At 37.8% G+C, this 13,920-nt stretch carries 14 protein-coding genes; 9 read left to right on the plus strand and 5 right to left on the minus strand.

The window, feature by feature from the left end:
- Positions 1 to 1,783, minus strand: a 1,783-nt coding sequence (locus J6U00_RS07215) for an efflux RND transporter permease subunit (RefSeq protein ID WP_296580559.1), incomplete at its 3' end; no start/stop codon positions are given.
- 163 nt (positions 1,784 to 1,946) lie between these two features.
- Here J6U00_RS07215 and J6U00_RS07220 point away from each other — a divergent pair.
- The 6 genes from J6U00_RS07220 to J6U00_RS07245 all read left to right on the plus strand — a co-directional run bounded on the left by J6U00_RS07220 (position 1,947) and on the right by J6U00_RS07245 (position 7,593).
- The gene (locus tag J6U00_RS07220) at positions 1,947 to 2,471 is read left to right on the plus strand and encodes a TetR/AcrR family transcriptional regulator (protein WP_296580561.1); all 525 of its coding nucleotides are present in this window, start codon (positions 1,947 to 1,949) and stop codon (positions 2,469 to 2,471) included.
- 431 nt (positions 2,472 to 2,902) lie between these two features.
- A complete protein-coding gene (locus J6U00_RS07225) occupies positions 2,903 to 4,117 on the plus strand; it encodes a leucine-rich repeat protein (RefSeq protein ID WP_296580563.1) in 1,215 nt (404 codons plus the stop codon).
- Between the two features lie 453 nt (positions 4,118 to 4,570).
- A complete protein-coding gene (locus tag J6U00_RS07230; RefSeq protein ID WP_296580565.1) occupies positions 4,571 to 5,611 on the plus strand; it encodes an EAL domain-containing protein in 1,041 nt (346 codons plus the stop codon).
- A 123-nt stretch (positions 5,612 to 5,734) separates the two neighbouring features.
- On the plus strand, positions 5,735 to 6,793 hold the full coding sequence (locus J6U00_RS07235; protein WP_296580568.1) for a GGDEF domain-containing protein: 1,059 nt from the start codon (positions 5,735 to 5,737) through the stop codon (positions 6,791 to 6,793).
- Between the two features lie 324 nt (positions 6,794 to 7,117).
- Positions 7,118 to 7,324 (plus strand): CPBP family intramembrane glutamic endopeptidase, encoded by a 207-nt coding sequence (locus J6U00_RS07240; RefSeq protein ID WP_296580571.1) that lies wholly within the window; start codon positions 7,118 to 7,120, stop codon positions 7,322 to 7,324.
- Positions 7,325 to 7,326: 2 nt separating this feature from the next.
- Complete coding sequence (locus J6U00_RS07245; protein WP_296580573.1) at positions 7,327 to 7,593, plus strand: CPBP family intramembrane glutamic endopeptidase; 267 nt, start codon at positions 7,327 to 7,329, stop codon at positions 7,591 to 7,593.
- 429 nt (positions 7,594 to 8,022) lie between these two features.
- Here J6U00_RS07245 and J6U00_RS07250 read toward each other — a convergent pair whose 3' ends face one another.
- Positions 8,023 to 8,730, minus strand: a complete 708-nt coding sequence (locus J6U00_RS07250; RefSeq protein ID WP_296580576.1) for a hypothetical protein — start codon at positions 8,728 to 8,730, stop codon at positions 8,023 to 8,025.
- Between the two features lie 85 nt (positions 8,731 to 8,815).
- On the opposite strand from J6U00_RS07250, the gene J6U00_RS07255 reads away from it, so the two are divergent.
- Together J6U00_RS07255 and J6U00_RS07260 are read left to right on the plus strand one after the other, a co-directional pair.
- Entirely contained in the window at positions 8,816 to 9,121 is a 306-nt protein-coding gene (locus J6U00_RS07255) for a hypothetical protein (RefSeq protein WP_296580578.1), read from the plus strand.
- Positions 9,111 to 10,025, plus strand: a complete 915-nt coding sequence (locus J6U00_RS07260) for a hypothetical protein (protein ID WP_296580580.1) — start codon at positions 9,111 to 9,113, stop codon at positions 10,023 to 10,025. Before J6U00_RS07255 ends, J6U00_RS07260 begins: the two co-directional genes overlap by 11 nt.
- A gap of 8 nt (positions 10,026 to 10,033) precedes the next feature.
- On the opposite strand, the gene J6U00_RS07265 is transcribed toward J6U00_RS07260, so the two are convergent.
- The 3 genes from J6U00_RS07265 to J6U00_RS07275 all read right to left on the minus strand — a co-directional run bounded on the left by J6U00_RS07265 (position 10,034) and on the right by J6U00_RS07275 (position 11,852).
- On the minus strand, positions 10,034 to 10,540 hold the full coding sequence (locus tag J6U00_RS07265) for a methylated-DNA--[protein]-cysteine S-methyltransferase (protein ID WP_296580581.1): 507 nt from the start codon (positions 10,538 to 10,540) through the stop codon (positions 10,034 to 10,036).
- Positions 10,533 to 10,880: a hypothetical protein gene (locus tag J6U00_RS07270; RefSeq protein WP_296580582.1), complete on the minus strand. Its 348-nt coding sequence runs from the start codon at positions 10,878 to 10,880 to the stop codon at positions 10,533 to 10,535. The genes J6U00_RS07265 and J6U00_RS07270 overlap by 8 nt, the downstream gene beginning before the upstream one ends.
- An 81-nt stretch (positions 10,881 to 10,961) precedes the next feature.
- Positions 10,962 to 11,852 carry a DNA-binding protein gene (locus J6U00_RS07275; RefSeq protein ID WP_296580584.1) on the minus strand — a complete coding sequence of 297 codons (891 nt, stop codon included), beginning with the start codon at positions 11,850 to 11,852 and terminating at the stop codon, positions 10,962 to 10,964.
- A 365-nt stretch (positions 11,853 to 12,217) separates the two neighbouring features.
- Between J6U00_RS07275 and mgtE the strand changes: the two genes are divergently transcribed.
- Positions 12,218 to 13,639, plus strand: a complete 1,422-nt coding sequence (gene mgtE, locus J6U00_RS07280; RefSeq protein ID WP_296580586.1) for a magnesium transporter — start codon at positions 12,218 to 12,220, stop codon at positions 13,637 to 13,639.
- The last annotated feature ends 281 nt before the right edge of the window (positions 13,640 to 13,920 follow it).

Consider the following 13,920-nt stretch of genomic DNA (forward strand, 5'->3'; position numbering starts at 1 on the left):
GTGATGTTTTTTTCTTATTTGCTTTATCCTGATCTGTAAGTGACTGTAAAGTCTTCATCTGAGACAGGGTTTCTTCCGTAAACATTTCAGCGTAAGTCTGATCCTTTGAGATATCATAAATTATAAAATCCACAAAATCATTTATGGTTATTGGACGTGTCTTAGCTTCAGGTGACTGTAAGAAATAGTACATGAAAAGCTTATCGGTCTGAGCCGAGTCCATATCGAGCAAGTCTGCAAGTTCAGCTGATGTCAATGGTTTTTCAAGATTTTCTTTGCTTGAAAGGCGCTTTATAATATCTGCATTATTGCTTATATTATCATCAATATATGATCTGAAAGATTTATTTGTTATCACATCATCAGCAATGAAGCGCATGAATTCACTTGCTGTCATCTTCCTGGTCTCTCCGCCGAAATACTTGTAGTAAAGCATGTTGAACATACTCTCGTCTGCATTGATATCACGTCTGTTTCCACCGCCCATAACATCAGACAGATCATCAATGGCATCGACCATTTCTGCTGCTGTATACTGTTTTGCTAGCATATTTGAGTAATTTGCTGCACCCTTAACATTGTTAAGTTTCTTAAGTTCTTCGGCTATGGCTGTGACTTTATCGTCGTCTTGATTTTCATATACCATAACAACTGTGCTTTTTGTCGGGAAAATATCAGCTATTGGATCCTCAGTCGGCATAGAATATGAAATAGATGTATGATTCTTGAGCATGTATGCGCCAGCGAAAAGAATAACAAATAATATCGTGATAGGAAGTCTTATCTTATCGCAAAGCTTCGCAAGACCACCTGTAGGGATATTTGGTGAACGCTTGGCTGTTTTCTCAATAGTGTTTGAGAATAGCAGTATTAGTCCGGGAAGGACAAGGGATGCACATACAACGCTTAGAAATACACCCTTTGCAAGTACAACGCCCATGTCGAAGCCTATCTTGAAGCTCATAAACACAAGTGCAAGCAAGCCTACAACTGTTGTTATCGAGCTGCTTGAGATAGAGGAAAATGCTCCTGTTATAGCCTCTTTCATGGCAGACTTCTTATCACTTTTCTTTTTAAGCTCCTGACGGTAACGGCTTATCAGTATAATAGAATAATCCATAGAGAGTACAAGCTGTAATATAGAAGCTACGGAGAAAGTCTTATCTGATATCTCTCCGAGGAATATATTTGTGCCCATATTTATAACAACAGCAATGCCGATGGTGAACAAGAACAGGAGCGGTTCTATCCACGAACCGCTCATGACGATAAGGATCAGCATTATTAGAGCTACTGCGGTGATAACTACCCACAGTGGAAGGTCAGGAGTATCTACACTGTCATTTTTATATTTCATACCGTTCTGAGAAAAATCAGACTCGATAGTCTGTTCTATGGCTACTTCTTCGGCAGTTTCATAATCGTAGTCGGTATGAAGAACGTACTTTGTATATTCGCCGTTATTATAGTCATCATCGGCTTCTTTGTAATCCACATCTGAAACATACTTTATCTGGGACAGCCTGTCGAGCATTTCGAATTTCTGTTCGTCGGTGAGCCGTCTGAACATTACGCGGATAGTGTGATCCTCTTCAGCATCTGGGAACTCATTTTTCATAATGTCCATGCCTATCTTCATAGATGAATCATCAGGAAGATATTTGGTCATGTCAGTATTGATATTCACCTTAGGTATAAGGATACCGCACAGTCCCGCAATAACCAGTATCGTCGCCAGAATAAATATCCTTTTCTCAACAATAAAATCAGCAATTTTTTTCAATTAAAGCACCCCTTGACAATTAATATTCTTTATGCTATAATTCTAACACAGATTTGACGCAAAGTCAACCGACTGTTTACTTTGACTATGATGTGAGGCGTACAATACTGCCTGTATCTGCTGTGAAGTCAACATTTTTCTTATTTATGTTGAGGTGATCAATATGGAAAATCAGCGTATAAGATTAACAAAAAAAATGCTGAAAGAAGCTTTGGTCAGACTTTTAGAGCATGAACCGCTCGAAAAGATAACCGTCTATCAGCTTTGTAACGAAGCCGAGATTAATCGTACAACTTTCTATAAATACTACGGAAGTCCGTCTGATCTTATGAACGATTTGCAGTCTGATTTTATAAATGAGCTTGAAAAAAGTCTGCTAGAAAAAAACTGCCCTGTAAGTCTACAGATGATATTGACATATATTGATACTCACCGTGAATCATGCAAAGCGCTTCTGAGAGCCGCTTTTGATAACGGTTTTTTTGAAAAAATAATGTCCCTTTCGCTTATAACTCAAAAGCTTGATGAACAGGTCTCGCCAAGATATTCTGGCTTCAGAAGGGAATATGTCAAGGAATTCGTGATTTATGGCAATTATTCGATTATAAGTAAATGGCTGAAATCAGAAAAGCCAGAACCACCGGAGAAAATCGCCGAGCTTATATTTGAAATAATAGAAAAGATATAAGTAAGCAAGTCCTTACGTTAAATAGTTTAAAGCATATTCCCTACAGTTTTATTTTTTCTAAAGACGGTACGCAAAACATCATAAATATTTAAATATAAGGGCTGTCTGTTATAAGCAGTTCCACTTTTCTATTTACATTGTATAGGTGATATAATGACATTAAGAAAATTAAAGGTTAAAGAACTATATTTGGACCAGAAAGGGATTATCGACAGGGATACTTACTGATAAATCAAGAAAATGAACCATCAAAAGCTTAAAAAGTTCATTTTCCAGTATGGAGATAAGCTATTCGGAGAACAAGATAAAACAATTGATCTTCCGGCTCTTGACGCTTAGTTTAGTAAAATCAAAAGTATCGATAGTAAACGACTTGAAGAGATAATGGTTGTTATCAAGAATATTTTAGATATTGAGTGGGGGCGTATATCATGAATTGTAAAAAAATAATAGCAGCGCTGATGTGTGCTGTGATACCGTTTGGAACTGCCATACTTACATTTGAAACATCGATAATCCTTTCGGCTGAATCTGCGACAGTAATTGACAGCGGAACTTGCGGAGATAATGCTAAATGGCAGCTGGACCGCGATGGTACTTTTACTGTCAGCGGTACGGGAGATATGTATGATCTTAGAGATAATATATTTCCTATACCGTGGATTGACGAAAAGGAACTAATAAAAAAGATAGTTATAGGCAATGGCATAACAAGGGTAGGAAGTCAAAATTTCAGTTTTTGCAAGAATCTTGTTTCTGTGAAGTTTTCCAATACGTTAAAATCTGTAGGCGATGGTTCGTTTGCTTACTGCACCAATCTTACTTTGGTCGTTTTACCCAATTCTGTGACGTCTATCGAAGGTTCGGCTTTTAGCGGCTGTAACCAACTTGCGGATATAACAATACCTCCATCAGCCACAAATGTAAAAGGATGGGCATTCAATGGTACTCCTTGGGAGAAAGAGCAGATTGAAAAGAATTCTTTTCTGATTGTAAACGGTACTCTTCTGGCTATAAATCGAGATATGGAAAAAGCTGTCATACCTGATGGAGTGGTATGTATAGCCAGTCAATCCTGTGAATATGGAAATATGACAGAGCTTGTTATTCCTGATACTGTTAAGACTATAGAATGGAATGCCTTTATTGATTGTACTTCACTGAAATCAGTTATTATTCCCGCATCAGTAGAGGAAATAAAGCAACAGGCTTTTTATAAGTGTGAGTCACTTGAAGAGATATGTATACTTAATCCCGAATGTAATATATGTGAACACTGGGCTACGACAATTTCAAATAAAGGTGAGGAGTTTTCGGGTGTTATAAAGGGGTATAAAGGCTCTACTGCTGAGAAATATGCTCAGAAGTTCGGGTATACCTTCAAAGAATTAGATCAGCTTGGCGATGTTAATTCTGATGGATATATCGACGCAGTCGATGCTTCTTCGGTTCTTGCATATTATACACTTATATCGACCAATAAGAGCGGCGGATATAATGAGGAACAAAAGCTTACCGCAGATGTAAACCATGACGGATGGATAAATGCCGTTGATGCATCGAATATTCTTGCGTACTATGCGTTTGCTTCAACGGCCAAGGAAGATATAGTCTCCATAGAGGCATATATGAAAAAAAGCAGATAAAATGATGAGTCGGGCTTATGTCCGACTTATTCTTTTCTTCGTTCATATATACTATAAGTTATATGTTCTGGTTTCATAAAAATTTTCAAAATGTACATTGAATTGGTAGATAAAATATGATACAATATTTGTGAATAAATATAGATTTATGCTTTAAATCATTAGGGATATGAAAAAGTCATAATGAAAGGATGGAATCCTTATGAAATATTCAGCTGAAGAGATTAAGTTAGCATTGCATAATAACGAACTGACTGCTTATTATCAGCCACAGTATGATACCATTAACGGACAATGAAAAGTGCAGAAGCTCTCGTCAGATGGATAAAACCTGATGGAACAGTCATTTCACCGTTTTTCTTTATTCCTGTCGCTGAAGAATCAGACCTCATAATGGAAATTGACTGGTATGTCACAGAGATTGTATGAAAAACCCTTGTAAAACAGAATATGATGCCTCAATTTCCAATTTCGGTAAATTACTCACGAAGGCATATACAGGAAGAGAACTTTGCGGAAAAACTTACAGCTCTTGTTGACCAATATGACCTTCCGCATCCGCTGATTGAAGTGGAAATAACTGAATCAGCCATGATTGGCAATGAGGACAAGCTTTTGGATTGGATTATGTCCATAAGAAATGCAGGTTTTAAAGTTGCTATCGACGATTTCGGCAGCGGTCTTTCTTCGCTTCAGTTTGTTAAGGATGTTCCGGCAGATGTACTTAAAATTGACAAATCTCTTCTTAGTCATAACTGTGAGGACGAGAAAGAACGTATAGTTTTGGAGAGTATTTTCACATTTGCACACAGATTGAATATAAACACTGTTGCTGAAGGCGTTGAAACAAAGGAACAGCTTGGATTTCTGAGGAGCTGCGACTGCAACAGGATACAGGGATATCTTTATGCTCGACCTATGCCGGAAGAGGATTATCTCAAGCTTTGTTATGAACATAAGGTTGTGGAAGAAGCGACGGATATCTTGCAATCGCAAAGTGCTGCAGGTACAATGAGCCTTCTTATCAATGCTATATTCAAGAGGTATCCACTTGTTATTTTTACAAATCTTACAAGAAACTCTTTCTATATGATGGCATATGAAAATTTCACATCTACCTCATGCCCATCTGCTGGTGCGTTTGATGAATTTATTGTTCACGGCGCAAGTAGTATGCATCCTGATGACAGAGAGATATTTGCTACGACATTTAATAGAACAAAACTCATTGATGACTATAATTCAGGAATTCAGACTCTAAGACTCATAACCCGTCAGCTTGGTGATGATGGCATATACAGACGAGTAGAGACAGTTGATTACTTTGTAAAAAGCAATTATTCAGATGATGTTCTTGCTATCACGCTTTGTGAAAATCTGCCTGACGATCAAGAGACCATTGAAGCTATCAAAGCTGATATTAAAAATATCACAGAAACACACGTTGATGAGATCATGGAAGTAATAAAGAAACATCTTGGCGCAAATAATTGATGATAGTATTTTAAGCGCCATAATAAGATATAAAAGGAAATGTGTAATCTTTGATGACACATCATCTGTATATGGTTACTTATACTAACAAGATGCAGAAGCGTTTCGAAAGGGGGGGCGTAATTGAGGGAAAAAATTAATAATTCAACATTGTTCAATAAAATGGGACAAAACAGAAATACAATTTTTCTTGTAATGTGTCTGATGGTTCATGTTGGATATTTTTCCGTTTTTTTTATCATTGATGCAATCCCTTTGGCAATAATAAATGCAATAAGTTCTGTTTTCTATATCCTTTTTCTTTTATTTTCAAAAGACAGGGAAAAATCTGAAAAAGCAACGGTTTCAGCATATTTTGAAATAATAATATTCTCTACTTTGTGTGAACTGTTTACAAGGAACACTTTTGGATTCATTTATTTTGTGATCGGTATGGTACCTGTCATTTTTTATCTTAGTCCGTCATTCGGTAACAAGCGCTTCTTATTTCAAGCTATAGGTGTATTTTCTGCTTTAATGATTCATCACACCAAGTTATTAATACCTGACAGCTTCTTTTTAAGTTTGTATGAAGAGCTTTTGCCTTATTCGCGAATCTTTAATTTTGTCAATCTTCTTATTACTTTGTTTACAATACTTTACACTTCATTGTTTTATGAGCTTGAACTTGATGCGATAAAAAATAAACTTGATTATAGTTCTACACACGACCCGCTGACCGGACTTTATAACAGAAGATTTCTATATGATGCTATTGCCAAAGGAAAAGAATCTCAGATAAGTATAATACTTCTGGATATTGATAATTTTAAGAAAATAAACGACAAATTTGGGCATGACAAGGGTGATGAGATATTAATACAGCTTTCTTCATGTATTCAGGAAGAAAAAGAATACAGCTTTCACCCTGTAAGGTGGGGCGGTGAAGAATTTATCATTTATTACAAGGATTTAGATATTGATTCTGCATACGAATGTGCCAGACATCTTTGTCAATTGATTTCTGAAAAGATAATTCTTCCAGACAATACACCTGTTACTGTTACAGCAGGACTTGCATATGGAAAACGGACAGAATTTGATTCCGTTTTAAAGAAGGCTGATGAGTATCTTTATATGGGTAAAAATTGCGGAAAAAACTGTATTGTATGGCATCAGAACGAAAATGAATTCAAGTTCTAAATCAAAAGCTCTCACAGACGAAATAAGAGAGCCTTATTATTTTATTCTGATAAACACGCTAACGTGAATATCACGCTGGCTTTGTAGCCTACGCTTGGCAGGCTTCGTATGGATGTACTTCTTAGCATCGTTTGGATTCAGCGTAAAATAACCAATATGAGATGGTTCCAAATTGCTTCTTTTAGCTCCTGCTGTGGCTTTTCAGCGGTTTATGCCGCCTGCTGAATACGAGGAATTCGTGCAAAACGGCAGTCCCTACATCTCCTTTATCGCAAAAGATATAATTGAAGATCTTAATCCTTTTTTCACGTTCATTCCAGTTTTTTGGCACTTGGCGAGGAGATAGGCAGGAGAGGCTTTATGTACCCCGAGCTTAAAGATGCCTACGGCAGGACAAAGGGACTTCTTATCGGTGGAGTGATACACGGCGCGTGGCACTTCCCCGCAATAATCCTTTTTGGCTTTGAGTACGGCAAGAACTACATTGGTGCACCGCTTCTGGGATTGGTCGTCTTCTGTTATATATGGTGAGTATGGGCATCATTGCGGATTTTCTCTATGTGAAGTCGGGCAGTATATGGATGCCTGTGATATTCCACGCAATGATAAATTTAGAATTCAGCCCAAGAATGGTTTTGGGTAACAGTCACCCCGAGCGCTCCATCTTCGGCCCTATGTATATCGTAATCATTGGTATGCTGCCTATGGCTTCGGTTGCGGATTTCCTTCTCTGGTATCAGTACAAACGCGAGCAGATGGAGTTAGAAGAAACTTTTGACAGCGATAGTTTTTCTGTATAAATAAAAGCCTGTATTTCAAAATGCTTAGGAAATACAGGCTTTAATGCTCAGGAAGAGGCGTAGGGAATGAGTTATTGTAAATCAGCAGTCAAACACACCATGTACTGCCTGAATGAAAGACTTTGTCGATGGGGCAGGCACAAATTCAAAAGGTTCAGAGGGCATAAAATCAAAGCCAAAACATGGCTTCAAGAGTTAGCAAAAAGAGAGCCCAACATGTTTGCACATTGGGTTCTAGGCTGGAAACCATAATGGGAATATGAAGAGCCGTGTGAAGTGAGAGCTTCACGTACGGTTCTGTGAGAGCCTTGCGGTGCAAATCCACTGGGATACTCGACTGAGAGTTCGGCGGCGCCATCGTCGCCTCCTACCCGATTTTATGAGAGTCGGCACTCAAGGTAACTTTATACTGTATTAATGCTTAATTTGTTACTTTGCCAGATCATTATCCTGTCCTTTGCTTGAATCTTTTTTCGCAAAAATGAATTTATAGACGCACAGTATCAGCAATACTAAAGGGACCAATAACGACGATATTGAGAAAATCCATTCCGAATTTGTTGGCAACGGAAGATCGTGTGCCCTCTTGTATTCCTGTATAATATACATCACTAATGTATGCATACCTTCAGCCAGTTCCAAGACAATAACAGAGAATAAAGGTATGAGCATAGCAATATATAATTTCTTTTTGTTACGATTCCGCAGTTTTGTTGCAAAATACGCCCATGCAGCAGCGGCAGTGCCTATTGTAGTCCATTGTATGAAATCAAAGATCTCCTCGAATGTCTGTTGAAAGTAGTAGCTTATATCACTGATATGCTCGGCTGAGTTCCTTTTTTCAGAAATATACCAGCAAAGCTCCATAATAAATATATATAGGTAATAGAAGAAATCCATTCCAAAGAAAAATAGAAAAAGGTCTCTGAACTGTTGCTTCGGCGGAACATCTCTTTTTATAACAAATAGAATTATAGCTGCGTAAAGGGATAAACCACCCATTATACCCGAAAAGCTGAAAATATCTCTGCCATGGTACAAATAATAGTCCAGTCTTCCTGCAAACTGTTGGATTACACCCATTAGTCCGCCTATCCATAAATATTTCGTATTTTTAAAGAAATTAGCAAGCTTCATATTCTATACCATCACATATTCAGATTTAATGCGTCAAACTACACACTACCAATATTATACATTGCACTGTAACCCAAAGTCAAGTATGCCAGCACCATTCTTCAAAAGGCATATTAATTCAAGAAAAGAAACTGTTTATATTTGTACCGTAAATGATGATGAATCAACGCAAAAAGTTAGAACATCAAATTGTTTCCCATTTTATGCATTATATGCAAGAAGCTATGGTGAAAGCAAATATTTGATATTATGTGATCAACATACAGGTATTGTGGATAAAATAAGTGGTCATAATCCGCTTAATCCAACAAAAGAAAAAACTGAACGGGCTGAATCGAATATTACATGGTTAAACGCAAAGCTAAAGGAGTATTTTAATTATGCGGCATAAAAAAACAATCTTATTTTCCATAATTGTAATATCTACATTATGCTTTATAAGTTGTGGAAAAGATACTAAAGACTCGCTCTCATCTTCACAAAACACTGAGACACAAACTTCACATGATACCTCAGATACAAACATTACTAATACTACGAAAGTTTCAGATAATGATTCACAAGGAAAAAAATCCTCATCAAGAACGATGGCAAGCGGAATAGGCATGGAGTATTTTTGTAATGAATCTCCTCTTCCTAATATGGTTTACGGACATATTCGTGATAATAGTGAATTTGGAAATTATTTCTTTTCAATTCATAAATCTTTAGACGAAGACGTAGAATACATCGCTTTTGTTAATGAAGAAGGGTTTGCTGAAGATGTTTTATGTTGGATATGCAGTTACGAGAAGAAATATGTCGGTATTGCAAAAAAATATGATAGTAACTTGAAAGATGATTTTGAAAACTGGGATGAAGTATTATCATATTTTGGTTTAAAAGAAGGTGAATATACTAATATATATTTTGATGGATTCAATGAGGGTTCAACAACGCCAACTCTTGACAAGGAAGATCCCGATGTTGCAAATTCGTGCATACTTGCATATTCTTTAGCAAGAGAATATGCTACTGATTATTCCGATAAACCTGCAGTTTATGGTATTCGTTCAAAAGATGATGAATTTATTAAAAATACGCTATGGGATATACCTTCTCACGGCGATATCGAATATATCATAATATTTGATACTTCAGGCAACCTTTACAGGGTTCTTTGCTGGGACACTGACAGAGATAAGAAATATGTAGGTGATTCTGAACTTGGTGAAGACGGAGATAATACTGCTGAATTAAATTGGGATGATGTTTTAGAAAAATACGGTTTTAAACAAGGACAGTACACAACATAATCCATTTATCATACTAAGAAGGGGCTGTATTTCTCAAGTTTAAGCAATGCTTTCTTTTTATCCAGTCCGCCTGCGTAACCTGTTAGACTTCCGTCCACTCCTATTACTCTGTGACAGGGAACGATAATTTCGATTGGATTATGTCCAACGGCACCACCGACTGCCTGAGCAGACATATGCTCAGTTCCTTGCTGCTCTGCGAGGATACGGGCGATCTCACCATAGGTCATGGTCTGTCCATACGGTATAGTGAGAAGTATATCATACACAGTCTTGCGGAACGGTGTAGTGTGAAGACTTATCTGCGGAGTGAAGCCAGGTTCTTTCCCATTGAAATAGGTATCGAGCCATTTGCAGGTCTGAGTGAATACTGGCAACTCTGATTCGTTGCTTTTCTCAATAAGATCGTGTGGATAGAATTTCTGCTCGTCAAACCATAATCCTGTCAGTGCTTCTCCATCACTGGAGAGAGTCATTCCGCCGAGGGGAGAAGTATAGTGAAATATATTATTCATGGTCGCTCTTTTGCTGACTTGATATTTCTATCAGTTCGTCCATTGTATACTCTTTATATCTGTTTGCAGAAAAAACGGAATCTGTTGTGTCAGGAATATTCTTCATTACTTTTTTCAAATCAATTTCCCGAGGCAATGATAAAAAGTTCCCTTCTTCATCTTCCGATTTTATTGCACAGAAGATAAACTCTCCGTTTTCAATATCGAACTCAAAATAATCTGAAACCTCAGTTGGTTCAACATCTAACAATTCAGATTGTTTCTCAACAAATGTTTCATAAATCAGTTCCTTTAAGGCTTTTTCGCTTATCTTTATGAGCTTGACTTTATTCTTATCCATATTATACACTCCAATCATAGCTTAAGCGTTTATCGCAGACCTTCTTCGACGATCTTTATGTTAAAGGTAAATTCGCAAATATCATGCCTGATATTTTATCTGAAAATAATCAAGATAAGCCTTGAAGCAGTCCTGTGCGGTCAGTACGGTATCCGTCAGCCAGCCGCGTTCCTGTTCCCAGTTCTTGAGTCCGCGATAGTAGAACATCTTTAGATCGTCGGATATTATAAACGGAACAATGCTATTGCATAAGCACTCCTTAAGCATAATAAGCCTGCCTACTCTGCCGTTGCCATCCTGGAACGGATGTATAGCTTCAAACTGATAGTGGAAATCTATAATATCTTCAAGAGATACGTTTTTCAGGTTGCTGTGCTGAGATATGAGTTTTTTCATTCTTGCAGGTACTTCATTAGGTGATGCAGTAAGCTCTCCTCCTACTTCATTAGCGAACTTCTTATATTTGCCTACAGCAAACCAATCTTTCCTGCTGTAAGCTGTGCCTGTTTTCAGTATCTTGTGAAGTTCCTTAATAAAGGCTTCTGTAAGCGGCTTTTCAGCGTTTTCGATAACATAATCTATGCAGCGGAAGTGATTGACCGTCTCAACTACATCGTCAACGTTGACAGCTTCATTTTCAAAACCTAAGGTATTGGTCTCGAAGATATAGCGTGTCTGGTCGTGCGTGAGTTTGCTGCCCTCAATATGGTTTGAGTTATAGGTGAGCTCTATTTGCAGCTTATGGTATATACCGCCGTGCTGATTACTGCGTTTCTGCTCTCTGAGAATTTCGAGCAGTGTCTCAGGACGTTTCAACTTGCGGCGCTCAGGTCTTTTGGCATCGGCAGGAATTTTCCATGTTTTGCCGATAAGAACAGCTCCTTCGATTCGTCTCTCCGCACAGTAATTGCGTACTGTACACTCGGATATTCCCCATAATTCAGCCATTTCAGCTACGCTTTTGTATTCCATATCAACACCTCCATGATTATATTATACCATATTATCGGCAAGAAAGCAACGATAATTCAAAGGAAATCTTGCCGATAAAAATATCCATTCATTCTTTGTTTGTTGACATCATTTTTGTTTTGTGATAAAATAGTAATATACTAAGAATATGGAGGTGAATCACGTGGCTAACGGTGACAGTTGCGGGGCTGGCGGGCGAAAACAATATCAATTCAAACACAGCGGGACTGTTGTTGGTTTCCGCTTGATTGTGTTGCGCTTGAATTCATGATTGTTGTTTCCAGTATGTGACCTGCTAAGCTCATATACGGGATTTTTATGCCCATTTGTCCCTTCTGCTTATTAATAATCAGGAGGATAAAAGAATGGATAATAAGAAAATCTTACATACAACCGAAACAGCGGTTAAACCGGATTACACTGCTGAGATCACAGAAATACTTCACAGCAATGCTGCTCCGAAAAAGCTAATGTATAAGCTTGAAGATTATCACGCCAATGATATTGCTGATGTTCTGTCAACACTTTCAGAAAATGAAAGAAAAAAGTTCTATCGTATCAGCAGTACAGATATGCTTTCTGAGATCTTCGAGTTCTTTGATGAGGAAGATGCTGGCGTTTATCTTAAAGAGATGGATGTCCGCAAAGCCGCAGCTGTTGTTTCAAAACTGGATACAGATACTGCGGTTGAAGTACTCAGGTCAATTGGAAAAGAAAAGCGCAGCTTAATAATTGATGCAGTCGACCTTGACGTTCAAAAAGAGATTAAATTGATTGCCTCATTTGATGAAGATGAGATCGGCAGCAGAATGACAACAAATTGCATTATAATTCATGATAATATGTCTATCAAAGAAGCAATGAATGAGCTTGTACGTCAAGCTGCGGAAAACGACAATATTACAACGCTTTTTGTGGTCGATGATGAAGACGAGTATAACGGTGCAATTGATTTGAAGGATCTTATTACCGCACGCAGCGGGAAGCCGCTGTCAAGCATTATTGCGACTTCTTTTCCGTATGTATACGCAAATGAGCAGACTTCCGATTGTATTGAAAAGCTGAAAGATTATTCTGAAAGCATCATTCCGGTTCTGGACGAGAGCAATAAGCTTCTCGGCGTTATTACAGCTCAGAACATCATTGAAGCTGTTGATGACGAAATGGGCGAGGATTATGCAAGACTTGCTGGTCTTACAGCAGAAGAGGACTTAAACGAGACTCTTTTGCAGAGTATGAAAAAACGTCTGCCATGGCTATTGACGCTTCTTGTTTTGGGAATCGGAGTATCGACAGTTGTTGGCCTTTTTGAAAAGGTAGTTGCTCAATTGACTCTCATTATGGCGTTTCAGTCTTTGATACTTGATATGGCAGGTAATGTCGGAACACAGTCTCTTGCCGTTACTATTCGCGTTATGACAGATGAAAAGCTGTCTTTTAAGCAAAAAATGCATCTGGTAATAAAAGAAATAAGGATCGGTTTGTGTAACGGTTTGCTGCTTGGTTTTTTGTCATTTTCCTTTATCGGATTATATATATCTTTATTCAAAGGAAAAGAAACAATGTTTGCATTTGCAGTATCAGGATGTATAGGCGTTTCACTTATGATAGCTATGCTTATCTCAAGCGCTGTCGGTACGTTAATACCTCTTTTCTTCAAAAAAATCAAAGTCGATCCTGCAGTCGCTTCCGGACCGCTTATTACAACGGTCAACGATCTTGTTGCCGTAGTTTCATATTATGGAATCAGCTGGATCTTACTTCTTAATGTTCTTCATCTGGAATAAGGATTATTTACACAAACTTTTTATGAAACAAAAAGCTCTCACAGCCGAAACTGTGAGAGCCATATTTTTTTATTCAGATAAACACGTTAACGTGAATATCACGCCAGCTTAGTATCCTACGCTTAGTGGACTTCGCATAAAGATGTTCTTTAGCCTAGTCCAGATTTAGCGTAAAATAGCCAATCTGAGTATATTTCCGAATTACTTCTTTTCGCTTATTGCAACCTGGAATGTACTGATACAGACAGTTGATGTTCAGGCAGTGGGGCAGAACGGACAAA

The organism is Ruminococcus sp. (assembly GCF_017650195.1).
GTDB lineage: Bacteria > Bacillota > Clostridia > Oscillospirales > Ruminococcaceae > Ruminococcus.